Genomic DNA, 26403 nt, shown 5'->3' with positions numbered 1-26403 from the left:
CTCTTTTTTTGTGCCTTGCGGTGAGGGGCCGCGCGGGCATCAAAAAAGGGCGCGCCCGGTGCGCACCCTTTTTTGAAATTTGGTTTTCCGGTGCCGCTTAGGCGGCGTCCAGATCCAGCATAGCTGCGTTGCGACGTTCGCTTTCCTCGCGCGACAGGGCGACAGAGGTACGAACACCTTTGGCTACGAAGTCCATCAGGCCCGAAACCACACGTTCGCTCGGGTCGATGCCCGCGCAGGTCAACACTTCGCGCCCATCACGCGAACGTGCCCAACGTGCGATTTGCTCGGGTCCATTGCCGTATTTTTTGTCATCGGCGATGGCATCATCCAGAGCCGCCAACACAACCGCGGCAAAAAGTTTGCGTGCACGGTTGCCCTGTTCATTACTGTAGGCCGTGCCGTCAACGAAATCTTTCATGATTCGTCCTTGTTGTTTCGATCTTGCGTCTTGGGGCGTGGCGCGCTTTATGACGTAAATATGTCGATTCTGGCAACCTGTTTCTGAATGGCTGCTATGCAATTTCTGCATGGCTCTGACATTCGCTTTAGCGCCGTTACCACGCTTGCTTTGGTCCTGAGCCCCAGATATAGGGGGCGGAAACTTAATATCAACCGCTGTGCAAGGTGTCTTATGCCCAAGATCAACGGCAACGAAATCCGTCCCGGCTACGTGCTGGAACACAATGGTGGCCTCTGGAGCGCCGTCAAAGTCGATCACGTGAAGCCCGGCAAAGGTGGCGCGTTCGCTCAGGTCGAGATGAAGAACCTGCGCAACGGCTCCAAGCTGAACGAACGCTTCCGCAGCGCCGACAAAGTCGAGCGCGTCCGTCTGGAGCAGAAGGACCAGCAGTTCCTCTATGAAACCGACGGCATGCTGGTGTTCATGGATGCGGAAACCTACGACCAGATCGAACTGCCCGCTGACCTGTTGGGCGAGCGTCGCCCCTTCCTGCAGGACGGCATGACCATCGTTGTGGAATTCCACGACTCCGAAGCGCTGAACGCGACCCTGCCCCAGAAGGTGCAGTGCAAGATCGTCGAGACCGAGCCGGTCGTCAAAGGTCAGACCGCTGCGAACAGCTTCAAGCCCGCGATCCTGGATTGCGGCGTCAAGGTGATGGTGCCCCCCTTCGTCGGCAACGAAGAAGAGATCATCGTCAACACCGAGACCTTCGAATACGTCGAACGCGCATAAAAAACGGCCCCTCGGGGCCGCTACATGCATCGCTTGCATAACGACCCGCCACATTGGGGCGGGTCGTTTTTGTTTTAGTGGTCACTTTACCAGAACGACCGGAACCTTGCAGCTGCGGATCATCTCGGTCGTGGTCGAGCCGATGATCAGGCTGCGGATGCGCGAATGCCCGTAGGCACCCATGACCAGCAGGTCATAGCCCGCGCGGTCGGTCAGATCGCCAAGCACCTGATCGGGGCTGCCTTGGATGATGTGGGTCTCGGCCTGATGGCCACCCGATTGCAGGGTCATGGCGGCGCGGTTCAGGTCCTCGGCCAACTCGTCGGTCTGATGGCCAACGGTCACGATGGTGCAGTCCAGACCTGCGAACAGGGGATTGCGCGCCACCAGATCTACCGCCTTCATCGAGGACGCGCCGCCGTCATAGGCGATCAGGACCTTCTGCGGCTCTTTATAGGCGCGGTTGGCCACGAAGACGGGCTGTGAGGTGGCTCTGACGATCCGTTCGAGGTTGGACCCTAGATGCAGCTTGGCAAAGTCTGCGGCCTCTCCACGCTTGCCTATGGCCAGCATGGAGGCCAGCCCTTCGCGCTCGGTCACGGTGTCCATCAGGTCGCCGTTGCGCAGGCGGGTGGTGACAGCGATGTCTCCGTGCTGTTCCACAATTGCTTTGCCGTCCTCGAGGATGGCGCGGCCGGTGGCCTGCGCCAGCTTGTTGCGCTGCGCGTCCAGAGCAGCCAGTTCCTCTAGCAGGGCGGTGCGGGCCCCGAGGCGGATCGAGCCAGACAGATCCTGCGAGGCACCGCCCTCGCGTCGACCCAGAACGTGAGTCAGCTCGACGGTGGCGCCGGTTCGGGCAGCGATCCAGCCGGTATAGTGGCACAGGCTCTCGGAATAGGCAGAGCCGTCAATCAGGGCGAGGATGTTGGGATTGGTCATCTGGGTCGCTCCTTAGTGGGACATCAGTTTGTCCATCCCGCCCGGCTTGTCATGCAGGGCCAGACGGTCAACGATGGTTTGCGAGGCTTCGTTCATGCCGACGATCTCGACTTCGGCCCCTTCGCGGCGGAATTTGAGCACGGCCATGTCCAGAACCGCAACCGACGAAATGTCCCAGATATGGGCGTGGGTGACGTCGATGGTGACTTTTTCCAGTGCCTCACGGAAATCGAAGGACTTCATAAAGTCCTCGGCCGAGGCAAAGAACAGCTGCCCCTCGATGTGATAGGTGCGGGCGCGGCCATCTGCGGACAGTTCCGAGCGCACAGCAAACAGCTGCGAAATCTTCCACGCAAAGAAGATGCCCGACAGCAGAACGCCGGTCAGCACCCCGATGGCAAGGTTGTGGGTCCAGACCACGACCACCACGGTCGCGATCATCACGACCGAGGACGACGCGGGGTGTTCACGCAGGTCCTTGATGGACGACCAACTAAAGGTGCCCACGGAGACCATGATCATGATCGCCACCAGCGCGGGCATCGGGATCAGGCCGACCCAGTCCCCCAGCACCACGCAAAAGATCAGCAGCATCCCGCCGGCAAAGAACGTGGACAGGCGGCCACGGCCCCCCGATTTCACGTTGATCATCGACTGGCCGATCATCGCACAGCCCGCCATACCGCCGATAAAGCCGGTGCAGAAGTTCGCTACGCCTTGGCCGATGCACTCTTGATTGCGGCTTGAGGTGGTGTCGGTCAGGTCATCCACGAGGTTCTGGGTCATCAGCGATTCCAGCAGACCCACAGCGGCCACGGCGGCGGAGTAGGGGAAAATGATCTGCAGGGTCTCGAGGTTCAGCGGCACGTCAGGCAGCAGGAACACCGGCAGGGTGTCGGGCAGGGCGCCCATATCCGCCACGGTGTGCACGTCCCACCCAAAGAAGATGGTCGCTGCCGACAGGATCAGGATGTTCACCAGCGGCGATGGGATCGCCTTGGTCACGTAGGGGAAGAGGTAAATGATCGCCAGACCAGCCGCCACCAGCGGGAAGGTCAGGAAGGGGACTTTGGACGGGTCAAGCTCTGGGAGCTGCGCCATGAAAATCAGGATCGCCAGCGCGTTCACAAAGCCGGTCATGACCGAGCGCGACACGAAGCGCATCACATAGCCCAAGCGGGCCAAGCCCGCGATCACTTGCAGCACGCCCGCCAGAACGGTCGCGGCCAGCAGGTATTCCAGCCCGTGGTCACGCACCAACGTCACCATCAGAACAGCGGTCGCGGCGGTCGCGGCGCTGATCATACCGGGGCGGCCGCCCACGATGGCAGTGATACAGGCGATAGAGAAAGAGGCATAAAGACCCACTTTGGGGTCCACACCGGCGATAATCGAAAAGGCGATCGCTTCGGGGATCAGCGCAAGGGCAACGACAAGGCCCGACAAAAGGTCGGCGCGCACATTGCCGAACCATTGCTGGCGGTAGGCGGTCAAGTTCATCTCGTGTCCGATTGTTCTGGTCCGGCCCGTTGCGGGGCCAGAGCGGTGGCAGGAGGGGTTGGCGCTAACAAAGCCAACGGACTTGCCGCAGGGTTATAGACACTTAAGACAGGGGAACAACCGCCGCGCCGCTTATCCTTGGGTCGCGGGCGCGGAAATCGAGGCGTTTTCGGCGCTCAGGGGCCCTTCTGCACGGTCAAACCGCATATAGGCGATGGCCTGACCGCCCGACTGGGTGAACAGGGTGCCAGCGGTTTTGCCATCAGCGGTCAGGATATCGGTGCCCACAGGCGCGGTGCCGTCGATGGCCACGGTCATCAGACCTTTGCGCAGTTCGGTCTTGTGTTTCATGCGGGCGGTGACCTCTTGGCCGACATAGCAGCCCTTGCGGAAATCCACGCCATTCAGGCGCTCGAACCCGGCCTCGAGGATATAGGTGTCGGGGGTCAGCTCGATGCCCGTTTCGGGGATGCAATGGGCCACGCGGATCGCATCCCAATCGCTCCCGTCATCGACCGCTACATCGCTGTACAGTCGCCAGCCCATTGCCGCATGACGCGGGTCCATCACCGCGCCCTCGGGGGCGTCACCCGTGCCGCGAGACAGTTGCAGGGCACTTTCGTTGATCTGGACGTTGGCCCGCAGTTTGTACATCGACAGGCGCTGCACCAGACCGGCGGCCAAGGGTTCGGCCACGTCCAGCAGGATCGTGTCCCCGTGTGGGACCAGCAGGAAATCGGCCAGATACTTGCCCTGCGGGTTCAAGAGGGCGGCGTACATCGCGCCGTCCTTCAGCCGGTTCATGTCATTGCTGACAAGGTTCTGCAAAAAGTCGCGGGCGTCGGGGCCGGTGATCTCGTAAATCTTGCGGGCGTGCTCGGGCATGGGAACTCCTTTGCGCCAGAGGTAGGCGCAAAGCTGCCTCAGGAAAAGACCTTAGCGCTGGAACATGGGGGTTGCTTTGAACTTCTTTTGCAAGCCCTTGTAATCGTACTCGGTCTGGACCCACTCGCGAAAGGGAATGTGGCCTTTCGCGTTGATGCGGTCCTCATAGGCGTCCAGCACGTGGTCCAGAATGCCGGTCTGGGTGTAGCGCTGGTGGAAGTGTTTCCAGCACAGCTGCTTCTTGGCCTCGGAGACCGGCACGTTTTCCTGATCCAGCAGATACAGCGCACTGGCGAACCCCGCGCGGTCCGCGCCCGATTTGCAGTGCATCACGAAGGGCTTCTGGATCGTGTCGAAGGTTTCCAGAACTTCCATGATCCGCTCGGGGCGGGGCGCCTTGCGGGCATAGAGCTTGCGGTCGATCAGTGTCATTCCCAGCGCGTCGGTCGCCTCTTTTTCAAAGAGGTAATGGGCATAGGTGTCCACGCCGCGCAGGTTCAGCACGGTGTTGATGCCCCGCTTTTTGAATTTGCGCAGACGGTACGGATCAGGCTGGTTCGAACGCCACACACCGGGGGCGATCTCTTCTTCGTTGGTCCACAGGTAGCGCAGGAACATGTGGTCGATGAACTGGAAATGCAGATGCGCCATGAACCGTTTGGACGGCGTGGAAATGTCATCCCCGAAGGAATTGCGGAACTGCACCTCGAGGTCGAAGATCCAGTCTTTGATCTTTTTCAACATTCTACCCGTCCCGAAATTTAAGCCACGTTGCCCTATCCCCTAAGTCGTGTCGAGGCAAGAGGGCAGGGGGAATTGACCTCGCCTCCGCTGCGACTAAGGTCGCGGGACAATTACACGGAGCCTGTCATGAGTCTTGCGAACGGTCGTTCCCACCTTGCTATCCCTGGTCCTTCGATCATGCCGGATCGCGTTTTGCAGGCCATGCACCAGCCCGCTCCGAATATTTACGAGGGCGCGCTGGTCGAACTGACCGCCGGTCTGGTCCCTGATCTGAAGTGGGTCGCCGGCACCCAGCACCACGTTGCCATGTATATATGTAACGGTCATGGCGTTTGGGAGGCCGCGCTGGCGAATGCTATCGCACCGGGGGAAAAGGTGCTGGTCCCGTCTTGCGGGCGGTTCGGCCACGGTTGGGCGGATTTCGCCACCCGCATGGGGATCGAGGTCGAGCTGATCGATTTCGGCAAACGCGCCCCCATGGACCTGGAGGTCGTGGGCCGCGCGCTGGAGGCCGACAAGGATCACAAGATCAAAGCCGTGCTGGCGACCCACGTGGACACCTCGTCCTCGGTGCTGAATGATATTCCGGCCCTGCGCAAACTGATGGACGATCTGGGCCATCCCGCGATGTTGTGGGCCGATTGCGTGGCATCTATGGGCTGCGACCGGTTCGAGATGGACGCGTGGGGTGTCGATCTGGCGATCACCGCCAGCCAGAAGGGCCTGATGACCCCGCCGGGCATGGCGTTCGTCTTCTTCTCGCCCAAGGCGCAGGCCGCCCACGAGGCGATGAAATCTGTATCGCCCTATTGGGACTGGAGCGCGCGGGCCTTCCCCGAGGCGTTCTATGAATTCTTTGGCGGCACCGCGCCGACCCACCATCTGTTCGCCCTGCGCGAAGCACTGAACATGATGAAGGACGAAGGCCTAGAGGCGATCTGGCGTCGCCACGACGTGCTGGCTCGCGCCCTTTGGGCTGCTGCGGATGTCTGGGGGCAGGACGGCCCGATGGAGCTGAACATCGCCGATCCCGCGTGCCGGAGCCGCGCCGTGACCTCGCTGCGCCTTGGCAGCCCGAATGCGACCGCCCTGCGCGACTGGACGGCAGCGAATGCGGGCGTGACCCTTGGCATCGGTCTGGGGATGGTCGAGATGGGCGATCCCGCGTGGCACGGGTTCTTCCGTGTGGGTCACATGGGCCACTTGAACGCCCACGGGATGATGGGCGTGATCGGGGTGATGGAAGCGGGCCTTCAGGCCCTGCAAATCCCCCACACCGGCGGGGCCGTGGCCGCCGCCGCAGGTGTCATCGCCAAAGGCTAAAGGAGTGGGTTATTCCCACTCCATCTCCTCGTAAACGCGGCCTGCGTTCTTGGTGGCTAGCTCCTCGAAGGTATCGAGGTGCTTCCACCGCTCCTGATCCACGTAATAGGCACCGGCCAGATCGCCGCCCTCATCAATATGGGCGCCGATCTTTTCCCGAAGGTCCACGAGGTAGTCATGGGTATAGCGGCGCACTTGGGCCAAGTTGGTCGGGTGCCCGTGGCCGGGGATCACATAGGTGGGGGCCAGCGGCTCCAGCTTGGTTTCCCATGTCTCGATCCAGCATTTGGTGCAGGTCCCTTGGAAGATCGGCAGCATCCGTTCGTGGAACGCGATGTCCCCCGCGATCATGATGCCCCACTGGGGAATCCAGACCTGCGTGTCGCCCGGATCATGGGCGGGACCCAAATGCAGAACCTCTATGTCCACACCCCCCAATGACACGACCTCGCGGTCGGTAAAGCTGCGGGTGGGCAGGGCGATGGTGGTCCCTTCGGCCTTGTCCTTGTTGTAGCGCTCCATGCCCTGAAGGATAAAGTCCGCCTCTTTCTTGAAGGCCTCAATGGCGTCCACATGGGCCAGAATGTCCACGCCTTGCTCGGCCCAATAGGAGTTGCCTAGCATCGCGTGGCCTTGGCCATTCTCGTTGATCACCAGCACGACGGGCTGATCGGTGATTGTCTTGATCTCGTCATGCAAAGCCTTGGCAAGGCGATAGGACGCGCCGCCATTGATCACCACAACGCCTGCGTCCGTCACGATGAAGGACAGGTTGTTGTTGTGGCCCGAGTTTTCATAGGTCGGCGGCGCCGTCGCCCCGATCGCCGAAAAGACATGAGGGATCACCTCGACCGGCTTCGAATACAGCTCGGACTGGGGGTACTGGTCGGGGATGTCCTCGCTGGACAGGGCTGCGGTGGCGCAGGCGGTCAGGGCCGCTGCGATGAAAAATCTGGTCATGTGAAATCCTCCCAGACGAATAGAAACATATGAATGTTTATTCGTAAATCGGAGAAACGCAGGGTCACTTGGGAAAACGGTTGCGGAATTAAGTGAACATGTGTTCAATTACCCGCATCCAGGGGGCTCGGGGGAGGGGCGGAATGGAACAGGTTGAAATCTTCGAGGTCGCGCCTCGGGACGGATTGCAGAACGAAAAGCGGCTGATCCCGACGGCAGAGAAGATCGCGCTGGTGGATTTGCTGTCGCAAGCAGGGTTCCGGCGGATCGAAGTTGCCAGCTTTGTCAGCCCCAAGTGGGTGCCGCAGATGGCGGACAGCGCCGAGGTGCTAGCGGGGATCACGCGGGGGCAGGGTATTTCCTATGCCGCGCTGACCCCCAACATGAAGGGGCTCGAGGGCGCCATCGCCGCCCGCGCCGATGAGATCGCCATTTTCGCCTCGGCCTCCGAGGGGTTTTCCAAGGCCAACCTGAATTGCACCATCGACGAAAGCTTTGATCGCTTCGCGCCCGTGGCCGCTGCCGCGCGCGAGGCGGGCCTGCCGGTGCGAGGCTATGTCAGTTGCGTGACGGACTGTCCCTATGATGGACAAATTGACCCAGCCGATGTGGCGCGGGTGGCCGAGCGGCTGGCCGAACTGGGGTGCTACGAGGTGTCCTTGGGGGACACGATCGGGCAGGCAGAGCCGGTGCGGCTGGGGCAGATGCTGGACACAGTACTGACCGTTTTGCCGGCGGACAAACTGGCGGGCCATTACCATGACACGGCGGGGCGCGCGCTGGCGAATATCGAGGTGTCCTTGGATAAGGGGCTGAGGGTGTTCGACGCGGCGGTGGGCGGTTTGGGCGGCTGCCCCTATGCGCCCGGTGCGGCGGGGAATGTGGCGACCGAGGCCGTCCATGCCCGTCTGACCGAACTGGGTTTCGCCACCGGCCTGAACCCTGACATCCTGACCAAAGCCGCCACCTATGCCCGCCAGATCAGAGGAGCCCCGAATGCCTGAGACCCTTCGCATCGACCGTGACGACCGCGGTGTGGCCACCATCTGGTTGACCCGCACTGACAAGCATAATGCCATGTCGGCCCTCATGATGGATGAATTGCGCCATGCGGCCGAAACGCTGGGGGCCGATGATTCCGTCCGCGTTGTGATTCTGGCTGCCGAGGGGAAATCCTTTTGCGCGGGCGGGGATTTGGGCTGGATGCGGGAACAGATGGCCGCGGACTCTGCCACTAGAATGAGCGAAGCGCGCAGGTTGGCCGATATGCTGATGGCGCTGGACCGTTTGCCGAGACCGCTGATCGGGCGGCTTCAGGGGAACGCTTTTGGCGGCGGCGTGGGCTTGGCTTCGGTCTGTGACTGTGCGATCGGGGCGGATCACATCCAAATGGGGCTTACCGAAGTCAAGCTGGGTTTGATCCCCGCGACCATCGGTCCGTATGTGATTGCCCGCATGGGCGCGGCCCGCGCGCGGCAGGTTTTCTTTCAGGGCAGGGTCTTTGGCGCAGCCGAGGCAGAGCGTCTGGGCCTGCTTGCCAGAGTGGTTTCCCCTGAAAACCTTGATGCGGCGGTCGAAGCAGAGGTCGCCCCGTACCTGCTGGCAGCCCCCGGCGCAGTGGCCCGTGCCAAGCTCTTGGTGCGGCAGCTTGGGGGCGGCGCGGATCAGGCGCAAATCGATGTTTCCGTTACAGCTTTGGCCGAGGTTTGGGAGGCAGATGAGTCGCCCGAGGGAATCGCGGCGTTCTTTGATCGCCGTCCGGCGGCGTGGACAAAGTGACCACATCCACAACGTGTGCAGGATTTTCCAGTGTACATAGGTACACAAAGGCTTTTTTCAACATTCGGCTTTATGAATAAGTGCCTGTCTGTGTTGACCCTTTGAGGGGGCAGGCGTAAGAAGCAGGCCAAGCATAGCAGCCAGTGAATGCGTCTATCGCAGGAAAGGAGCCACGCGTGGAAGAGATGCTACGGGAATACCTCCCCATTATCATCTTTCTGGCGGTCGCAATCGGCCTCGGGATCGTACTGATCCTCGCCGCAGCCATTATCGCCGTCCGCAACCCCGACCCCGAAAAGGTCAGCGCATACGAGTGTGGCTTCAACGCCTTTGACGATGCGCGTATGAAGTTCGACGTCCGGTTCTACCTCGTGTCGATCCTTTTCATCATTTTCGACCTCGAAATCGCTTTCCTGTTCCCTTGGGCCGTCGCGTTCAAGGACCTGAGCATGGCCGGTTTCTGGTCGATGATGCTGTTCCTTGGCGTGCTGACCGTCGGCTTTGCCTATGAATGGAAGAAGGGAGCACTCGAATGGGAGTGATGACCGGAGCCAACACCGCAGGTTTCGACCGTGAGGTCGCAACCCAGCAGTTGAACAAAGAGCTGCAGGACAAGGGTTTCCTGCTGACCTCGACCGAGGATATCATCAACTGGGCCCGTACCGGTTCGCTGCACTGGATGACCTTTGGTCTGGCGTGCTGCGCGGTCGAGATGATGCACACCTCGATGCCCCGCTACGACCTCGAGCGTTTCGGTACCGCACCTCGCGCGTCCCCGCGCCAGTCGGACCTGATGATCGTTGCAGGCACCCTGACCAACAAAATGGCGCCCGCGCTTCGCAAGGTTTACGACCAGATGCCCGAGCCCCGTTATGTGATCTCGATGGGCAGCTGTGCGAACGGCGGCGGCTACTACCACTACAGCTATTCGGTTGTGCGTGGCTGTGACCGCATCGTTCCCGTAGACGTCTATGTTCCCGGGTGCCCCCCGACTGCAGAAGCGCTGGTTTACGGCATCCTGCAGCTGCAGCGCAAAATCCGCCGCACCGGTACGATCGAAAGGTAAGGCCCCATGTCCGACGCTTTGAAAGAACTTGGTGCGCACATCGAAATGCAGCGTCCCGACTGTGTCATCGGTTGGGATGTCGCCTATGGCGAGCTGAACGTTGATGTGGCGCTGGCGAACATCGTGGCCTTCGTGGACTTCTTGAAGACCGATGCGACCTGCAAATTCAGCACTCTGGTGGACATCACCGCAGTGGACTACCCCGAGCGTGCCAAGCGCTTTGACGTGGTTTACCACTTCCTGTCGATGTACCAGAACCACCGTATCCGCGTGCGTGTGGCCACCCGTGAAGAGGACATCGTTCCCTCGATCACGCCGGTGCACCCCAGCGCGAACTGGTTCGAGCGCGAAATCTTCGATATGTTCGGGATCCTGTTCTCGGGTCACCCCGACCTGCGCCGCCTGCTGACCGACTACGGTTTCCGTGGCCACCCGCTGCGCAAGGACTTCCCGACCACCGGTTACACCGAAGTGCGTTACGACGAAGAGCAGAAGCGCGTCGTCTACGAACCCGTGAAACTGGTTCAGGAATACCGCCAGTTCGACTTCATGTCTCCGTGGGAAGGTGCCGAGTACATCCTGCCCGGTGACGAGAAGTCCAAGGCGAACGGTTAAGGGAAGGCTTGTGACATGATGGATGGCGCAAAATTCGACGACGCCCTGACCGGCGAACAGAAAATCCGCAACTTCAATCTGAACTTCGGCCCGCAGCACCCTGCGGCGCACGGCGTTCTGCGTCTGGTTCTGGAACTGGACGGCGAGATTGTTGAGCGTGTGGACCCCCATATCGGCCTGCTGCACCGTGGCACCGAAAAGCTGATGGAAAGCCGCACCTACCTGCAGAACCTGCCGTATCTGGACCGCCTCGACTACGTGGCGCCCATGAACCAGGAACACGCATGGTGTCTGGCGATCGAAAAGCTGACCGGCACCGTGGTTCCCCGCCGTGCGAGCCTGATCCGCGTTCTGTTCTCGGAAATCGGCCGTATTCTGAACCACCTCTTGAACGTCACCACTCAGGCGATGGACGTTGGCGCGCTGACCCCGCCGCTGTGGGGCTTTGAAGAGCGCGAGAAGCTGATGATCTTCTACGAGCGCGCTTGCGGTGCTCGTCTTCACGCGAACTACTTCCGTCCCGGTGGTGTACACCAGGACCTGCCGAACAAGCTGCTCGATGATATCGAGGATTGGGCCAAGAACGAATTCCCCCAGTTCATGGAGGACATCGACGGCCTGCTGACCGAGAACCGTATTTTCAAACAGCGTAACGCCGACATCGGTGTCGTCACCGAGGAAGACATCCTCGAGTGGGGCTTCTCGGGCGTTATGGTGCGTGGTTCGGGTCTGGCATGGGACCTGCGTCGTGCGCAGCCCTACGAGTGCTACGACGAATTCGAATTCCAGATCCCCGTTGGCAAGAACGGCGACTGCTACGACCGCTACCTCGTCCGTATGGAAGAGATGCGTCAGTCGACCAGCATCATCCTTCAGGCGATCGAGAAGCTGCGTCTGCCCGAGAACCAGGGTGACGTGCTGGCCCGTGGCAAGATGACCCCGCCGAAGCGTGGCGAGATGAAGACCTCGATGGAGGCTCTGATCCACCACTTCAAACTTTACACCGAGGGCTTCCACGTCCCCGCTGGTGAGGTTTACGCGGCGGTCGAAGCGCCCAAGGGCGAATTCGGCGTTTACATCAAGTCGGACGGTTCGAACAAACCCTACCGCGCGAAACTGCGCGCACCGGGCTTCCTGCACCTGCAGGCGATGGACAAGCTGACCCGTGGTCACCAGCTGGCCGACGTGGCCGCGATCATCGGGACCATGGACATCGTGTTCGGCGAAATCGACCGCTGATCTTCTTCACGCCCGCTCGAACGGATCGAGCGGGCGACAAACTGCTTCATAGCGGCCGCGCTTGCCAGCCAGTCGCAAGAGACCCGTAAGGACCGTAAAGATATGCTTCGCCGTCTGCATCCTGAACAACCCGCGAGCTTTGCGTTCACTCCTGACAACCAGAAGTGGGCCGAGGCGCAGATCCAGAAGTATCCCGAAGGCCGTGCCGCCAGCGCGATCATCCCGCTGCTGTGGCGTGCCCAGGAACAGCACGGCTGGCTGACCCGTCCGGCGATCGAACACGTCGCTGACATGCTGGGGATGGCGTACATCCGCGCCCTCGAAGTGGCGACCTTCTACTTCATGTTCCAGCTGCAACCCGTTGGTTCCGTTGCGCACTTCCAGATCTGCGGCACCACCAGCTGCATGATCATGGGCGCCGAGGATCTGGTTGCGGTCTGTAAGAAAAAGATCGCTTCGAAGGCGCATCAGCTGTCCGAAGACGGCAAATTCAGCTGGGAAGAGGTCGAGTGCCTTGGTGCCTGCACCAATGCGCCCATGGCCCAGATCGGCAAAGACTACTACGAAGACCTTACCCCCGCGGGTCTGGAAAAGATGATCGACGACATGGCCAAGGGCGAAGTCCCGCTGCCCGGTCCTGCCAATGGCCGCTACACCTCGGAACCCAAGAGCGGCCTGACCGCCCTGACCGAAGGCGAGCGCGAGCACCAGTACAACGGCTCGGTCCAGCGCGCCCACGACATCGGCGACACCCTCAAGCGCATCGACGGCACCGAAGTTCCGTTCTGCGCGCCTTGGCTGGACAAAGCGGCTGACCACGGTTCGCGTCTGTCCTCTCAGGCCGAAGCGGCTGCCGAAGCGCCCGCAGTAAAGCCCGTGGCTGACGACAGCGTTGCCAAGCCCGAGACCGACATCAGCAAGCCTGTCGCCGAAGAGAACAAAGGCGACGTGGTTGTGTCTGACGCGGACAAGCCCGCCACTCTGGCAGCGGCCCGCGACGGTCAGGCAGACGATCTGAAGCTGATCAAAGGCGTTGGCCCCAAGCTGGAGCAGATGCTGAACGGCATGGGCTTCTTCCACTTTGATCAGGTTGCCGCCTGGACCGACAAGGAACTGGCATGGGTCGATCAGAACCTCGAAGGGTTCAAAGGCCGCGCCAGCCGGGACGAGTGGGTTTCGCAGGCCCAGAAGCTTGCCGCAGGCGAAGAGACCGAGTTCGCCGCCCGCGCCAAGAAAGACGGCATCTACGACAACTAAGACACAGACCGGGACACAGCCACCGCCATGACCGAAGAGACCAACAAACTGGACCACACCGCCGCATGCTGGGGCATTGCGGGCGTGCTGGCTGTTGTTGTCTTCGGCATGTCGCTGTGGATGGCCGAGTTTTCGGTGATCGTCTCGCTGGCATGGACCGGGATCATGTTTCTCAGCTCTGGCATCTACCTGATGTGGATGCTGTGCCCCGAGGAACTGGGCTTTGGCGCTGAAGAGCTGTCCAAGCTGCCCCAGTCGACTGTTCTAACCAGTGAGATGTCGCCTGTGTCGCCCGTTGGTACCTCGTTCCGCATGGACGCGGGGCAGGGGGCCAAGGGCTAAGACCCGTGCCGCAGGGGCAACTGCGGCGAGAACGTTGGGGGACACCCCCCGAGCAAGGAGAAGGTTGGCGCATGAGCAGCAACCAAGACCAACATACCGCCCGTCAGGGCCGGAACCTGGCCTTGATTGTTGCCGGCACCATGCTGGTTTGGATGGCGGCGCAGTGGGTTGGTCCCCGTATGGGATTGCCGGTGCGATACGTCTTCTTGTTTGATTTCGCTGCGTTGGCGGCCTTTTTCTGGGCCATCGTCGTGGCATTCCGGATCTGGCGTACCACGCGTCACGACAATGAAAGGTGATCTCTCATGCTGAAGGATCAGGACCGCATCTTTACCAACATCTACGGGATGCAAGACCGTAGCCTGAAGGGCGCCATGAAACGCGGCCATTGGGACAACACCGCCGAAATCATCGCGCTGGGTCGCGACACGATCATCGAGCGGATGAAGGCCTCGGGTCTTCGTGGCCGTGGTGGCGCAGGCTTCCCCACCGGTCTGAAGTGGTCCTTTATGCCCAAGCAGAGCGATGGCCGTCCGTCCTATCTGGTGATCAACGCGGACGAATCCGAGCCCGGCACCTGTAAAGACCGCGAAATCATGCGTCACGACCCGCACACCCTGATTGAGGGTGCGCTGATTGCGTCGTTCGCGATGAACGCAAACACCTGCTACATCTACATCCGTGGCGAATATATCCGCGAGCGTGAAGCCCTGCAGGCGGCCATCGACGAAGCCTATGACGCGGGCCTTCTGGGCAAGAACGCGGCGAAGTCGGGTTTTGACTTTGACCTCTATCTGCACCACGGCGCGGGCGCGTATATCTGCGGCGAAGAGACTGCTCTGATCGAAAGCCTTGAAGGCAAAAAGGGCATGCCCCGTATGAAGCCGCCGTTCCCCGCGATGGCTGGTCTCTATGGTTGCCCGACCACCGTGAACAACGTGGAATCGATCGCAGTGGTTCCCACCATTCTGCGCCGCGGTCCCGAGTGGTTCGCCAGCTTTGGACGCCCGAACAACGTGGGCACCAAGCTGTTCGCAATCTCGGGTCACGTGAACAATCCCTGCGTCGTCGAAGAAGCGATGTCGATCACTTTTGAAGAGCTGATCGAAAAGCATTGCGGCGGCATCCGTGGCGGTTGGGACAACCTGCTGGCAGTTATCCCCGGTGGTTCGTCGGTGCCTTGTGTGCGCGGCGAAAAGATGCGCGACGCGATCATGGACTTCGACTACCTGCGTGGCGAACTGGGCTCGGGCCTAGGCACCGCGGCGGTCATTGTCATGGACAAGCAGACCGACATCGTCAAAGCGATCTGGCGTCTGTCCAAGTTCTACAAACACGAGAGCTGCGGTCAGTGTACCCCTTGCCGCGAAGGCACCGGCTGGATGATGCGCGTCATGGACCGTCTGGTTCGCGGCGAGGCCGAGCTGGAAGAAATCGACATGCTGTTCCAAGTGACCAAGCAGGTCGAAGGCCACACCATCTGTGCTCTGGGTGACGCGGCTGCATGGCCGATCCAGGGTCTGATCCGCAACTTCCGCGAGGAGATCGAGGATCGCATCAAGGCCCAGAAAGCGGGCCGTATCAGCGCAGCGGTTGCGGCGGAGTAAGAGCCAGTGCAGCAGCCCCTCAACCACCATCTGGCAGAGCTGAACGTCGGGCGCCTCTTGGCGCCGACTGACGATCCGCGCGTGGCCGAGTTCATGGGTGCGATTGACCGCATCAATGGCCTTGGCAAGCGGATGCCCGGCTTTGTCTGGATGATGGAAGGGTCGGGCGCACCCGGCACCGGCAATACCGAAGCCAAGATTGGCGGCGACCCCCAGTACGTCAGTAACCTGACGGTCTGGGAAGATGTCGAGACGCTGGAGAACTTTGTCTGGAACACCGTGCATCGCCAGTTCTACGAGCGTCGGACCGAATGGTTCGAAGTTCTAGGCGAGATGCATTTCGTGATGTGGTGGGTGCCTCAGGGACACCAGCCCACGCTCGAAGAGGGGCTGGAAAAGCTGGCCCACCTGCGCAAGCACGGCCCCAGCGATTTTGCGTTTGATTGGGCTTGGCTTGAGCAGGCGAAACTATACAAGGCAGGGCGCTGCGGCGCCATTGCGGCGGAGTGACCGGAATGCGTGGTCTGACAGCAACTTTCCTGATCGCGGCACTGGCCCTGTCGGCCTGTGGCAAGTCGCCCTATGAATATGCGGGCTCGAACCACAAAGCCAAGGTCAAGACCGAGCGCAGCAACCGCGCTGTGATGGTCATCCCCACCAAGAAGGTGTCGGATGGTCTGGACGGTGCCCGCGCCGCCGCTCTGTTCGAGGCCACCCGTCACTGCGTGTATTACTTTGGCACCTCCGACATCATCTGGACCATCGGCCCGGACACCCCTGACGACCAGTTGCCCATCGACGGCGAGGTTGTGACCTTTAAAGGGGAGTGCGCGGCGTGAAGGCAGGTTTCTTCATAGCAGCGCTTTTTGCGGCGGGGGCGGCTCAGGCGCGCGTTCCGCTGGCAGAGGTGAAGCCCATCAATGACGGGCTGACTGCTGTGGCCATCGCAGACCATATCCGCATCAAGTGCGACGATATCTCGGCCCGCCTCGTGGTGGCGTGGCGCTATATCGGCCAGCTCGAGGATCAGGCCAAGGCGATGGGCTATACCGATGACGAGATCGAGCATTTCGTCACCGACAAGAAAGAAAAGAAACGGGTGGCCGCTCTGGCTGCCGATTACATCCGTGCCCACAACGCCGATCCCAAGGATCCCGCAACGCTCTGCGCGCTTGGCCGCGCCGAGATCGCCGCTGGCTCTTCGATCGGCCAGCTGTTGAGGGAGAATTGAGTATGCGCAAGGCTTTCGTGATTGCTCTCGCGCTGACTGTGCCCATGGCGGCGCAGGCCCGCGACATCACCGCAGACGAAACGGTCCGCGGTTTCATGACAACTTCTGTGGTGGCCGCAAAGGTCGCGCAGGGATGCAAGAAAATTTCTGTTTCGACCGAGGGGCTTCTGACCTTGCAGGTTGATGTGACCAAGCATATCGAAGCGGAAAATTACACGGTCGAAGAAGCAGCTGCCCTGCAGGACGCTGCCTTCAACAGCCAGATCGAAGAGGCCGCTGTGGCCCTGATCAAAGAACGTGGGTTCGACCCGCAGAAATCCAAGGATCTCTGCGCGTTCGGGGCCGAAGAGATGACGAAGGGCAGTGCTGTCGGCGCTGTTCTGGAAAGCAGGTGAGAAGATGACGGAACTTCGCAAGATCATCATTGACGACAAAGAGATCGAGGTCGATCCCGCCATGACCCTGATCCAGGCCTGTGAAGAGGCCGGGGTCGAAATTCCGCGTTTCTGCTACCACGAGCGCCTGTCGATCGCTGGTAACTGCCGCATGTGTCTGGTCGAGGTTGTTGGCGGCCCGCCGAAGCCCGCAGCCAGCTGTGCGATGCAGGTCCGCGACCTGCGCCCTGGCCCCGAAGGCCAGCCGCCCGTCGTGAAAACCAACTCGCCCATGGTCAAAAAGGCCCGTGAAGGCGTGATGGAATTCCTGCTGATCAACCACCCGCTGGATTGCCCGATCTGCGACCAGGGCGGTGAATGCGACCTGCAGGACCAGGCGATGGCGTATGGCGTCGACTTCTCGCGTTACCGCGAGCCCAAGCGCGCCAGCGACAACCTGAACCTGGGCCCGCTGGTCAGCACCGCGATGACCCGCTGCATCAGCTGCACCCGCTGCGTGCGCTTTACCACCGAAGTTGCCGGCATCACCCAGATGGGTCAGACCGGCCGCGGTGAGGACAGCGAGATCACCAGCTACCTGAACGAGACGCTGGACTCGAACCTGCAGGGTAACATCATCGACTTGTGCCCGGTTGGCGCACTGACCTCGAAGCCCTATGCGTTCTCGGCCCGCCCGTGGGAACTGACCAAGACCGAAACCATCGACGTGATGGACGCTCTGGGGTCGAACATCCGCGTGGACACCAAAGGCCGCGAAGTGATGCGCATTCTGCCGCGCAACAACGACGGCGTGAACGAAGAGTGGATTTCGGACAAGACCCGCTTTGTGTGGGACGGTCTGCGCCGCCAGCGTCTGGACCGCCCTTATGTCCGTGAAAACGGCAAGCTGCGTCCGGCAACCTGGGGCGAGGCTCTGTCCACCGTCGCAAACGCGATGAAGGGCAAGAAAGTCGCCGGTCTGATCGGTGATCTGGTCTCGACCGAAGCCGCCTTTGCTTTGAAGCAACTAGTCACTGGTCTGGGTGGTTCGGTGGAATGCCGTACCGACAACGCGCGTCTGCCCATCGGCAACCGCAGCGCCTATGTCGGCACCGCCGCGATCGAAGACATCGACAGCGCGGACATGATCCTGCTGATCGGCACCAACCCCCGTAACGAAGCGCCCGTTTTGAACGCGCGTATTCGCAAAGCGTGGGCCCGCGGTGCAAACATCGGCCTGATCGGCGAAGCCGCTGACCTGACCTACGACTACGCACACATGGGCACCGACCGCGCCACCCTGGCCGATCTGGTTGCCAAGGGCGTCTCGGACGAGACCCGCGACAACAAAAAAACCCTGATCATCGTGGGGCAGGGCGCTCTGGTCGAGGCGGACGGCGAAGCCGTTCTGGCCAAGATCCAGCAGTTCGCTGCCGCGTCGAACTCGGGCGTTCTGGTTCTGCACACCGCAGCCAGCCGCGTGGGCGCGATGGACATCGGCGCAGTCACCGAGGGCGGCATGAAGGCCGCTCTGGAAGGTGCCGAAGTGATCTACAACCTCGGCGCGGACGAAGTGGAAATCGACGCAGGTGCGTTCGTGATCTATCAGGGCAGCCACGGCGACCGCGGTGCTCACCGCGCGGACGTGATCCTGCCGGGTGCCGCCTATGTTGAGGAAACCGGTCTGTTCGTGAACACCGAAGGTCGTCCGCAGCTGGCGCTGCGCGCCGCCTTCGCCCCCGGCGAGGCCAAGGAAAACTGGGCCATCCTGCGTGCTCTGTCTGCGGAACTGGGGGCAACCCAGCCTTGGGACACCATCGCGCAGCTGCGTCAGGCTCTGGTCGCCGAGGTTCCGCACCTGGCCCAGATCGACGAACTTGTTGCGAATGAACTGGTTGCACTGGAAGACAAGCCGCTGGGTAAAGCTGAAGCTGGCTTCCTGAGCGCGGTCAAGGACTTCTACCTGACCAACCCGATCGCCCGCTCGAGCGCACTGATGGCCGAACTGTCGGCCAACGCCAAAGCGCGCCGCGAACAGAAGATCGCCGCAGAATAATGCGCGGTTCGGTCGCCATATCCTGCGGCCTGATGGCCCTGTCGGTCGCGGCCTGTGCCTCGACCGAACAGGCCGAGTCTGCCCCTTTTACCCCCGAGTATGCTGGTGTTCGCACCGCGCTGCTCGAGGGCGATCTGGTTAATTTCTTGGTCGAGATGAAGGGCGCGCGGGATGCGCAGGATGTGGAAGACTATGCAGAATGTGCGGCGGCGCAATATGCGCTGATCCGCGGATACGGTTTTGCCCGCCACGTGCGGACGAATGTGGATAATCAGGGTAGCCTTTGGCGAGCAGATGCGGTTTACACCATCTCGCCGGCGCTGCCGCGCGGCCTTGCTACGATTGACGCCGAAGTCATCGTGCAGAACTGCGCAGAAAACGGAATACCGACGGTGTGAGGACCCATGGCAGACTTTTTCACCACCCCTTTGGGCGTCTTCGTCATTATCCTTGCTCAGTGCCTTGCGGTGCTGGGTTTCGTGATGATCTCGCTGCTCTTTCTGGTTTACGGCGACCGTAAAATCTGGGCAGCCGTCCAGATGCGCCGCGGCCCCAACGTGGTTGGCGTATTCGGCCTGCTGCAGTCGGTGGCTGACGCGCTGAAATACGTCACCAAAGAGATAGTTATCCCCGCAGGCTCGGACAAGGTCGTCTTCATGATGGCGCCCATGACCAGCTTTGTTCTGGCGGTTGTCGCCTGGGCCGTGATCCCCTTTGCGGACGGCTGGGTGATCTCGGACATCAACGTTGCGATCCTTTATGTCTTCGCGGTTTCCTCGCTCGAGGTTTACGGCGTGATCATGGGTGGTTGGGCGTCGAACTCGAAATACCCCTTCCTTGGCTCGCTGCGCTCGGCGGCTCAAATGATTTCGTACGAAGTCTCGATCGGTTTGATCATCATCGGCGTGATCATCTCGACCGGCTCGATGAACTTTGGTGACATCGTTCGCGCTCAGGACGGGAACTTCGGTTTCTTCAACTGGTACTGGCTGCCGCACCTGCCGATGGTCTTCCTGTTCTTCATCTCGGCGCTGGCGGAAACCAACCGTCCTCCGTTCGACCTTCCCGAAGCGGAATCGGAACTGGTTGCCGGTTATCAGGTGGAATACAGCTCGACCCCGTTCCTGCTGTTCATGGCCGGTGAATACATCGCGATCTTCCTGATGTGCGCGCTGACCTCGCTGCTGTTCTTCGGTGGCTGGCTGTCGCCGATCCCCGGTCTGCCCGATGGCGTTCTGTGGATGGTTGCGAAGATGGCGTTCTTCTTCTTCCTCTTTGCGATGGTCAAAGCGATCACCCCCCGTTACCGCTACGACCAGCTGATGCGTCTGGGCTGGAAAGTGTTCCTGCCGATGTCACTGGGTTGGGTGGTTCTGGTGTCGTTCTTTGCCAAGTTCGAACTGTTCTGGGGCGCCTATGCCCGCTGGACTGTCGGCGGCTAAGCGGACCGATTTACGCCCTGATATCAGGGCGTTATGAGACAAACTTCGGGTGGTCCCCACGGGGACAACCCAAACCGAACGAAACTTGCCGGCCTGCGCCATTCCGACTGTGGAATGGCCGGACCTCACGGAGAGAACCATGGCTGACATCGACTATACCCGCGCGGCCAAGTACTTCCTGCTCGCGGACTTTTTCAAAGGGTTCAAACTGGGCATGAAGTATTTCTTCGCGCCCAAGCCGACCGTGAACTATCCGCACGAAAAGGGCCCGCTGTCGCCCCGTTTCCGTGGTGAACACGCCCTGCGCCGTTACCCCAACGGCGAGGAACGCTGCATCGCATGTAAACTGTGCGAAGCGATCTGCCCCGCGCAGGCGATCACCATCGACGCAGAGCCCCGCGATGACGGTAGCCGCCGCACCACGCGCTATGACATCGACATGACCAAGTGCATCTACTGCGGTTTCTGCCAGGAAGCCTGCCCGGTGGACGCCATCGTCGAAGGCCCGAACTTCGAATTCGCGACCGAAACCCGCGAGGAACTGTTCTACACCAAGGAAAAACTCCTTGAGAACGGCGCCCGTTGGGAGGCCGAAATCGCCCGTAACCTTGAGCTGGACGCACCGTACCGATGACCGACGCCAAGAATATCTTCGAGCAGATGATGGCTCAGTCGCTGGAGATGGCCAAGGCCATCAATCCGGCGCTGGAAAACTTCACGCCGAAGGGCTTCGAGGCGATGTGGCCGACGGTCCCGCGGGAGATGATGGAGTTTGCCTTCGGCAAGACCATGAACCCCGAAGGTCTGGACAGCAAAACGCGGCTTCTGCTGACACTGGCGGGTTTGACCTGTCAGGGCGCGGTGGCCGAACCGCAAATCCGCCTGACCGTGCGCCACGCGCTCGAGGCAGGCGCCACCAAACAGGAGATCGCCGAGGCTATTGGCCAGATGGCGATGTTCGCGGGTATTCCCGCCATGTCCAAAGCGGCTGCAATTGCCCAAGAGGTCATGGCTGAGACAAAGGACGAACCGAAATGAGCGTAGCTGCACTATCCTTCTACCTCTTTGCGCTGAGCACCGTGATCGGTGGTCTGATGACCGTGCTTGGCCGCAACCCTGTCCACTCGGTGCTCTGGCTCATTCTGGCGTTCATTTCGTCGGCTGGCCTGTTCGTGCTGATGGGCGCGGAATTCGTGGCGATGCTGCTGGTCATCGTCTATGTGGGCGCGGTTGCCGTGCTCTTCCTTTTCGTTGTGATGATGCTGGACGTCGATTTCGCAGAGCTGAAGGCCGGTATGGCCAAGTATCTGCCGATGGCGCTTCTGATCGCTGTCATCCTGCTGATGCAGTTCGCTCTGGCGTTCGGCGCGTGGGACAGCAGCGAAATGGCCGAAGGCCTGCGTCAGGCACCGGTTGCTGCGGATGTCCAGAACACTGCGCAGCTTGGCGCTCTGATCTACGACCGCTTCTTCCTGTTGTTCCAGCTGGCCGGTCTGATCCTGCTGGTTGCGATGATCGGTGCGATTGTTCTGACCCTGCGTCACCGTCCGGATGTCAAACGCCAGAACGTTCTGGCACAGATGTACCGCGACCCGGCAAAGGCAATGGAACTCAAGGATGTGAAGCCCGGTCAGGGGCTCTGATAAATGCACGAGCTTTTGCTGTTGCTCGAGCGCTTCTGGACCACGTTCGGACTGGTTGGGGTGACAGCACTGTGGGCTCTGAAGGCGGGCGCGACCTGGATTTGCGTGCGCTGGTTTAGAAACAGACGGCGCGTCGGCTGAGGCCGGCCGCCACCAAAACGTAAACGCCCGCCGCAACGCACGGCGGGTTCACCAAGGACAAAGACCCGAGGGACGACATGATTGGTTTGGAACATTACCTGGTGGTCGCGGCGACGCTGTTCGTCATCGGCATCTTCGGCCTCTTCCTGAACCGGAAGAACGTCATCATCCTGCTGATGTCGATCGAACTGATGCTGCTGGCCGTGAACATCAACATGGTGGCTTTCTCCAGCCACTTGGGCGATCTCGTCGGTCAGGTCTTCACTCTCTTCATTCTCACGGTTGCTGCAGCAGAGGCCGCCATCGGTCTGGCCATTCTGGTCTGCTTCTTCCGGAACCGCGGCACCATCGCCGTGGAAGACGTCAACGTGATGAAAGGCTAAGGGGCCATGGAAACCATCATTCTTTTTGCCCCGCTTGTGGGGGCGCTTGTCGCCGGCTTCGGCTGGCGCTTTATCGGCGAGCAAATCGCCTGCTATCTGGCCACGGGCGTGCTGTTCTTCACTGCGCTTCTGTCGTGGATTGTATTCCTCAGCTTTGATGGCACCACTGAAACGATCAACGTGATGCGCTGGATCCAGTCCGGCGCGCTGGACACCTCTTGGGCGATCCGTCTGGACCGTCTGACCGCGATCATGCTGATCGTCATCACCAGCGTCTCGTCGCTCGTGCACCTATATAGCCTTGGCTACATGGCGCATGACGAGAACTTCCACCACGAGCACTACAAGGCGCGCTTCTTTGCGTACCTGTCGCTGTTCACCTTTGCGATGCTGATGCTCGTAACCGCCTCGAACCTCGTTCAGATGTTCTTTGGCTGGGAAGGCGTGGGTCTGGCTTCGTACCTGCTGATCGGTTTCTACTTCCGCAAGCCTTCGGCAAACGCGGCAGCGATGAAAGCGTTCGTTGTGAACCGCGTTGGTGACTTTGGCTTCGCGCTGGGGATCTTTGGTCTGTTCATGCTGACCGACAGCATCAACTTCAACGATATCTTCGCAAACGCTGAAACCATCTCGCAGACCACCATCCACTTCCTGTGGAAGGATTGGAACGCGGCTGAAATCATTGCCTTCCTGCTGTTCATCGGTGCGATGGGTAAATCGGCTCAGCTGCTGCTGCACACCTGGCTGCCCGACGCGATGGAAGGCCCGACCCCTGTGTCGGCTCTGATCCACGCGGCAACCATGGTGACCGCGGGTGTTTTCCTGGTCTGCCGTATGTCGCCGATCATGGAATTCGCACCGCACGCGACGGCCTTCATCACCGTTCTGGGTGGCACCACCGCGTTCTTTGCGGCGACCATCGGTCTGGTGCAAACCGACATCAAACGTGTGATCGCTTATTCGACCTGTTCGCAGCTTGGCTACATGTTCGTGGCTGCGGGTCTGGGTGCCTACGGTCCCGCGATGTTCCACCTGTTCACGCACGCCTTCTTCAAAGCGATGCTGTTCCTTGGTGCCGGCTCGGTCATCCACGCGATGCACCACGAGCAGGACATGATGAACTACGGTGGTCTCCGTAAGAAGATCCCGCTGACCTTTGCTGCGATGATGATCGGTACTCTGGCCATCACCGGCGTTGGCATCCCGTTCACTCACATCGGTTTCGCTGGCTTCCTGTCGAAAGACGCGATCATCGAGAGCGCCTATGCTGGTGGCAACACCTATGCCTTCTGGATGCTGGTTATCGCTGCTGCGTTCACCTCGTTCTACAGCTGGCGTCTGATCTTCCTGACCTTCTTTGGCAAACCGCGCGGCGACAAGCACGCCCATGATCATGCGCACGAAAGCCCGATGGTCATGCTGATCCCGCTGGGTGTCCTGAGCCTTGGTGCCATCTTCGCAGGTATGATCTGGCTGAACAGCTTCTTTGGCCACGCCGATCAGGTTGGCAAATTCTTCGGCATCCCTGTCGCAGAAGCTGCTGCCCACGGTGAAGAGCACGCTGCCGCAGCCACCGAAGGTCACGGCGAAGCCGCTGCCCACGGTGAAGAGGCTGCGCACACCGAAATGCCCGCAGCCGAAGGCGAGCACCACGTTGCGTTCGCTGGCAAGCCGGGCGAGGGCGCGATCTACATCGGTGCCGACAACCATGTTCTGGAAGACGCGCACGCGGTTCCGGGTTGGGTCAAGGTCAGCCCCTTCATCGCGATGCTGGGTGGTCTGATCATGTCGATCTGGTTCTACCTGATCAATCCGTCGCTGCCGGGTCGTCTGGCTGCAAACCAGCGTCCTCTGTACCTGTTCCTGCTGAACAAATGGTACTTCGACGAAATCTACGACTTCGTCTTCGTCCAGCCCGCCAAAGCCATCGGCCGCTTCTTCTGGAAGAAGGGTGACGGAGCTGTCATCGACGGAGCCATCAACGGTCTGGCAATGGGTGTTGTACCCTTCTTCACCCGCCTCGCTGGCCGCGCTCAGTCTGGCTACATCTTTGGCTATGCCTTCGCGATGGTGCTGGGTATCGCCGTACTAATCACCTGGATGACGCTCACCGGGGGAGCGAACTAATGGGAAACCTGATCTCAATCGTAACCTTCTTGCCTTTGGTGGCGGCAATTGTTCTGGCCGTCTTCCTGCGGGGCAATGACGAGGCGGCTCAGCGCAATGCCAAATGGCTGGCGCTGGTTGCCACTGCTGTCACCTTCCTGATCTCGCTCTTTATTCTGGCGGAATTCGACTCTGCGAACACCGGGTTCCAGTATGTCGAAGAGCGCGACTGGATCCTGAACCTGAAATACAAAGTGGGCGTGGACGGGATCTCGGTTCTGTTTGTCCTGCTGACCACCTTTATCATGCCGCTGGTTATTGCCTGCAGCTGGGAAATTTCGAAGCGCGTCAAGGAATACATGATTGCATTCCTTGTGCTGGAAACCCTGATGATCGGCGTGTTCGTTTCGCTGGACCTGGTTCTGTTCTACCTGTTCTTCGAAGCCTCGCTGATCCCCATGTTCCTGATCATCGGGATCTGGGGTGGCGCGAACCGCATCTACGCATCGTTCAAGTTCTTCCTCTACACCTTCTTCGGCTCGGTGCTGATGCTGGTGGCGATGGTTGCGATGTACACCGACGCGGGCACCACCGACATTCCGACCCTGCTGAACCACACCTTTGCCTCTGAAACGCTGAACCTCTTCGGCTTCCAGATCATTGGCGGTATGCAGACCCTGATGTTCCTGGCGTTCTTTGCCTCGTTCGCGGTGAAAATGCCGATGTGGCCCGTCCACACCTGGCTGCCCGACGCGCACGTTCAGGCGCCGACCGCTGGCTCGGTTGTTCTGGCGGCAATCCTGCTGAAGATGGGTGGCTACGGCTTCCTGCGCTTCAGCCTGCCGATGTTCCCCATCGGCTCGGAAATCCTGACCCCCGTGGTCTTCTGGATGTCGGCCATCGCGATTGTCTACACCTCGCTGGTTGCGCTGGTGCAGGAAGACATGAAGAAGCTGATCGCGTACTCGTCGGTCGCCCACATGGGCTACGTGACCATGGGTATCTTCACCATGAACCAGCAGGGCGTTGACGGCGCGATCTTCCAGATGCTGTCGCACGGCTTCATCTCGGGCGCGCTCTTCCTCTGCGTTGGTGTGATCTACGACCGTATGCACACCCGCGAGATCGACGCTTACGGCGGTCTGGTAAACCGTATGCCCAAATACGCGCTGGTGTTCATGCTGTTCACCATGGCCAACGTTGGTCTGCCGGGCACTTCGGGCTTCATCGGTGAATTCCTGGTCCTGATGGGCATCTTCCAAGAGAACACCTGGGTCGCTGCTGTGGCCGCATCGGGCGTGATCTTCTCGGCAGCTTATGCGCTGTGGCTCTATCGCCGCGTCGTTATGGGTGCCCTGATCAAGGAAAGCCTGAAGGCGATCACCGACATGACCACCCGCGAGCGTGCCATTTTCGCGCCGCTGATCATCATGACCCTTCTGCTGGGGGTATATCCCTCGCTGATCACCGACATCATCGGGCCGAGCGTTTCGGCTCTGATCCACAACTACGATGCGGCACTGGCGTCGGTCTCGGTAGAGACCGTCAGCCAAGTGGCCCAACACTGAGGAGG

Annotated in this window: 31 protein-coding genes; 25 read left to right on the top strand and 6 right to left on the bottom strand. The window is 60.5% G+C overall.

Annotated features, from left to right (window positions below; translation table 11 throughout):
• Nucleotides 1-97 precede the first annotated feature (97 nt).
• Entirely contained in the window at nt 98-421 is a 324-nt protein-coding gene (locus HJ536_RS11100) for a DUF6280 family protein (RefSeq protein WP_176853844.1), read from the bottom strand.
• 213 nt (nt 422-634) lie between these two features.
• Between HJ536_RS11100 and efp the strand changes: the two genes are divergently transcribed.
• Nucleotides 635-1198, top strand: a complete 564-nt coding sequence (efp, locus tag HJ536_RS11095) for an elongation factor P (RefSeq protein WP_176853843.1) — start codon at nt 635-637, stop codon at nt 1196-1198.
• An 81-nt stretch (nt 1199-1279) separates the two neighbouring features.
• Here efp and HJ536_RS11090 read toward each other — a convergent pair whose 3' ends face one another.
• From HJ536_RS11090 to HJ536_RS11075, 4 genes are all read right to left on the bottom strand, one after another.
• Nucleotides 1280-2137, bottom strand: a complete 858-nt coding sequence (locus HJ536_RS11090; RefSeq protein ID WP_177157742.1) for a universal stress protein — start codon at nt 2135-2137, stop codon at nt 1280-1282.
• A 12-nt stretch (nt 2138-2149) separates the two neighbouring features.
• Nucleotides 2150-3637: a SulP family inorganic anion transporter gene (locus HJ536_RS11085; RefSeq protein ID WP_177157741.1), complete on the bottom strand. Its 1488-nt coding sequence runs from the start codon at nt 3635-3637 to the stop codon at nt 2150-2152.
• Between the two features lie 132 nt (nt 3638-3769).
• Nucleotides 3770-4522, bottom strand: coding sequence for a CAF17-like 4Fe-4S cluster assembly/insertion protein YgfZ (ygfZ, locus tag HJ536_RS11080; protein WP_177157740.1), 753 nt, complete (start codon nt 4520-4522; stop codon nt 3770-3772).
• A gap of 51 nt (nt 4523-4573) precedes the next feature.
• Nucleotides 4574-5266, bottom strand: coding sequence for a tyrosine-protein phosphatase (locus tag HJ536_RS11075; protein ID WP_177157739.1), 693 nt, complete (start codon nt 5264-5266; stop codon nt 4574-4576).
• 126 nt (nt 5267-5392) lie between these two features.
• On the opposite strand from HJ536_RS11075, the gene HJ536_RS11070 reads away from it, so the two are divergent.
• Nucleotides 5393-6589, top strand: coding sequence for a pyridoxal-phosphate-dependent aminotransferase family protein (locus tag HJ536_RS11070; protein ID WP_177157738.1), 1197 nt, complete (start codon nt 5393-5395; stop codon nt 6587-6589).
• 9 nt (nt 6590-6598) lie between these two features.
• Here HJ536_RS11070 and HJ536_RS11065 read toward each other — a convergent pair whose 3' ends face one another.
• Nucleotides 6599-7549: an MBL fold metallo-hydrolase gene (locus tag HJ536_RS11065; protein WP_177157737.1), complete on the bottom strand. Its 951-nt coding sequence runs from the start codon at nt 7547-7549 to the stop codon at nt 6599-6601.
• A gap of 143 nt (nt 7550-7692) precedes the next feature.
• On the opposite strand from HJ536_RS11065, the gene HJ536_RS11060 reads away from it, so the two are divergent.
• From HJ536_RS11060 to HJ536_RS10950, 23 genes are all read left to right on the top strand, one after another.
• Nucleotides 7693-8553, top strand: a complete 861-nt coding sequence (locus HJ536_RS11060) for a hydroxymethylglutaryl-CoA lyase (protein WP_177157736.1) — start codon at nt 7693-7695, stop codon at nt 8551-8553.
• On the top strand, nt 8546-9328 hold the full coding sequence (locus tag HJ536_RS11055; protein WP_177157735.1) for a crotonase/enoyl-CoA hydratase family protein: 783 nt from the start codon (nt 8546-8548) through the stop codon (nt 9326-9328). Before HJ536_RS11060 ends, HJ536_RS11055 begins: the two co-directional genes overlap by 8 nt.
• Nucleotides 9329-9504: 176 nt before the next feature.
• Nucleotides 9505-9870 (top strand): NADH-quinone oxidoreductase subunit A, encoded by a 366-nt coding sequence (locus HJ536_RS11050; protein WP_176853834.1) that lies wholly within the window; start codon nt 9505-9507, stop codon nt 9868-9870.
• Nucleotides 9861-10394 carry a NuoB/complex I 20 kDa subunit family protein gene (locus HJ536_RS11045; RefSeq protein WP_176853833.1) on the top strand — a complete coding sequence of 178 codons (534 nt, stop codon included), beginning with the start codon at nt 9861-9863 and terminating at the stop codon, nt 10392-10394. The genes HJ536_RS11050 and HJ536_RS11045 overlap by 10 nt, the downstream gene beginning before the upstream one ends.
• 6 nt (nt 10395-10400) lie before the next feature.
• Complete coding sequence (locus HJ536_RS11040; protein WP_177157734.1) at nt 10401-11009, top strand: NADH-quinone oxidoreductase subunit C; 609 nt, start codon at nt 10401-10403, stop codon at nt 11007-11009.
• Nucleotides 11010-11027: 18 nt separating this feature from the next.
• Nucleotides 11028-12248: an NADH-quinone oxidoreductase subunit D gene (locus tag HJ536_RS11035; protein WP_176853987.1), complete on the top strand. Its 1221-nt coding sequence runs from the start codon at nt 11028-11030 to the stop codon at nt 12246-12248.
• Between the two features lie 102 nt (nt 12249-12350).
• Complete coding sequence (locus HJ536_RS11030; RefSeq protein ID WP_177157733.1) at nt 12351-13505, top strand: NADH-quinone oxidoreductase subunit E; 1155 nt, start codon at nt 12351-12353, stop codon at nt 13503-13505.
• 27 nt (nt 13506-13532) lie between these two features.
• A complete protein-coding gene (locus HJ536_RS11025; protein ID WP_176853830.1) occupies nt 13533-13847 on the top strand; it encodes a hypothetical protein in 315 nt (104 codons plus the stop codon).
• A 71-nt stretch (nt 13848-13918) separates the two neighbouring features.
• On the top strand, nt 13919-14146 hold the full coding sequence (locus HJ536_RS11020) for a DUF5337 family protein (RefSeq protein WP_176853829.1): 228 nt from the start codon (nt 13919-13921) through the stop codon (nt 14144-14146).
• Nucleotides 14147-14152: 6 nt separating this feature from the next.
• The gene (nuoF, locus tag HJ536_RS11015; RefSeq protein WP_176853828.1) at nt 14153-15454 is read left to right on the top strand and encodes an NADH-quinone oxidoreductase subunit NuoF; all 1302 of its coding nucleotides are present in this window, start codon (nt 14153-14155) and stop codon (nt 15452-15454) included.
• A 6-nt stretch (nt 15455-15460) separates the two neighbouring features.
• Nucleotides 15461-15964 carry a DUF3291 domain-containing protein gene (locus HJ536_RS11010; protein ID WP_177157732.1) on the top strand — a complete coding sequence of 168 codons (504 nt, stop codon included), beginning with the start codon at nt 15461-15463 and terminating at the stop codon, nt 15962-15964.
• A 5-nt stretch (nt 15965-15969) separates the two neighbouring features.
• On the top strand, nt 15970-16293 hold the full coding sequence (locus HJ536_RS11005; protein WP_177157731.1) for a hypothetical protein: 324 nt from the start codon (nt 15970-15972) through the stop codon (nt 16291-16293).
• Nucleotides 16290-16685, top strand: a complete 396-nt coding sequence (locus HJ536_RS11000; protein ID WP_338081973.1) for a DUF5333 domain-containing protein — start codon at nt 16290-16292, stop codon at nt 16683-16685. The genes HJ536_RS11005 and HJ536_RS11000 overlap by 4 nt, the downstream gene beginning before the upstream one ends.
• Before the next feature lie 2 nt (nt 16686-16687).
• Nucleotides 16688-17080: a DUF5333 family protein gene (locus HJ536_RS10995; RefSeq protein ID WP_176853824.1), complete on the top strand. Its 393-nt coding sequence runs from the start codon at nt 16688-16690 to the stop codon at nt 17078-17080.
• A gap of 4 nt (nt 17081-17084) precedes the next feature.
• Nucleotides 17085-19115: an NADH-quinone oxidoreductase subunit NuoG gene (gene nuoG, locus HJ536_RS10990; protein WP_177157730.1), complete on the top strand. Its 2031-nt coding sequence runs from the start codon at nt 17085-17087 to the stop codon at nt 19113-19115.
• Entirely contained in the window at nt 19115-19513 is a 399-nt protein-coding gene (locus tag HJ536_RS10985; RefSeq protein ID WP_176853822.1) for a hypothetical protein, read from the top strand. The genes nuoG and HJ536_RS10985 overlap by 1 nt, the downstream gene beginning before the upstream one ends.
• 6 nt (nt 19514-19519) lie before the next feature.
• On the top strand, nt 19520-20557 hold the full coding sequence (gene nuoH / locus HJ536_RS10980; RefSeq protein WP_176853821.1) for an NADH-quinone oxidoreductase subunit NuoH: 1038 nt from the start codon (nt 19520-19522) through the stop codon (nt 20555-20557).
• 139 nt (nt 20558-20696) lie between these two features.
• On the top strand, nt 20697-21191 hold the full coding sequence (gene nuoI / locus HJ536_RS10975; RefSeq protein ID WP_106263761.1) for an NADH-quinone oxidoreductase subunit NuoI: 495 nt from the start codon (nt 20697-20699) through the stop codon (nt 21189-21191).
• Nucleotides 21188-21595, top strand: coding sequence for a carboxymuconolactone decarboxylase family protein (locus tag HJ536_RS10970; RefSeq protein ID WP_177157729.1), 408 nt, complete (start codon nt 21188-21190; stop codon nt 21593-21595). Before nuoI ends, HJ536_RS10970 begins: the two co-directional genes overlap by 4 nt.
• On the top strand, nt 21592-22200 hold the full coding sequence (locus HJ536_RS10965; RefSeq protein WP_176853819.1) for an NADH-quinone oxidoreductase subunit J: 609 nt from the start codon (nt 21592-21594) through the stop codon (nt 22198-22200). The genes HJ536_RS10970 and HJ536_RS10965 overlap by 4 nt, the downstream gene beginning before the upstream one ends.
• Nucleotides 22201-22418: 218 nt before the next feature.
• Nucleotides 22419-22724 carry an NADH-quinone oxidoreductase subunit NuoK gene (gene nuoK / locus HJ536_RS10960; protein WP_072706103.1) on the top strand — a complete coding sequence of 102 codons (306 nt, stop codon included), beginning with the start codon at nt 22419-22421 and terminating at the stop codon, nt 22722-22724.
• Between the two features lie 6 nt (nt 22725-22730).
• A complete protein-coding gene (nuoL, locus tag HJ536_RS10955) occupies nt 22731-24851 on the top strand; it encodes an NADH-quinone oxidoreductase subunit L (protein WP_177157728.1) in 2121 nt (706 codons plus the stop codon).
• Nucleotides 24851-26398: an NADH-quinone oxidoreductase subunit M gene (locus HJ536_RS10950; protein ID WP_176853817.1), complete on the top strand. Its 1548-nt coding sequence runs from the start codon at nt 24851-24853 to the stop codon at nt 26396-26398. Before nuoL ends, HJ536_RS10950 begins: the two co-directional genes overlap by 1 nt.
• The last annotated feature ends 5 nt before the right edge of the window (nt 26399-26403 follow it).

Origin of the sequence: Donghicola mangrovi (assembly GCF_013377535.1) — a bacterium.
Taxonomy (GTDB): domain Bacteria; phylum Pseudomonadota; class Alphaproteobacteria; order Rhodobacterales; family Rhodobacteraceae; genus Donghicola; species Donghicola mangrovi.
Note: the sequence above shows the minus strand (reverse complement) of the source record. Positions and strands in the feature narration are given on the sequence as shown.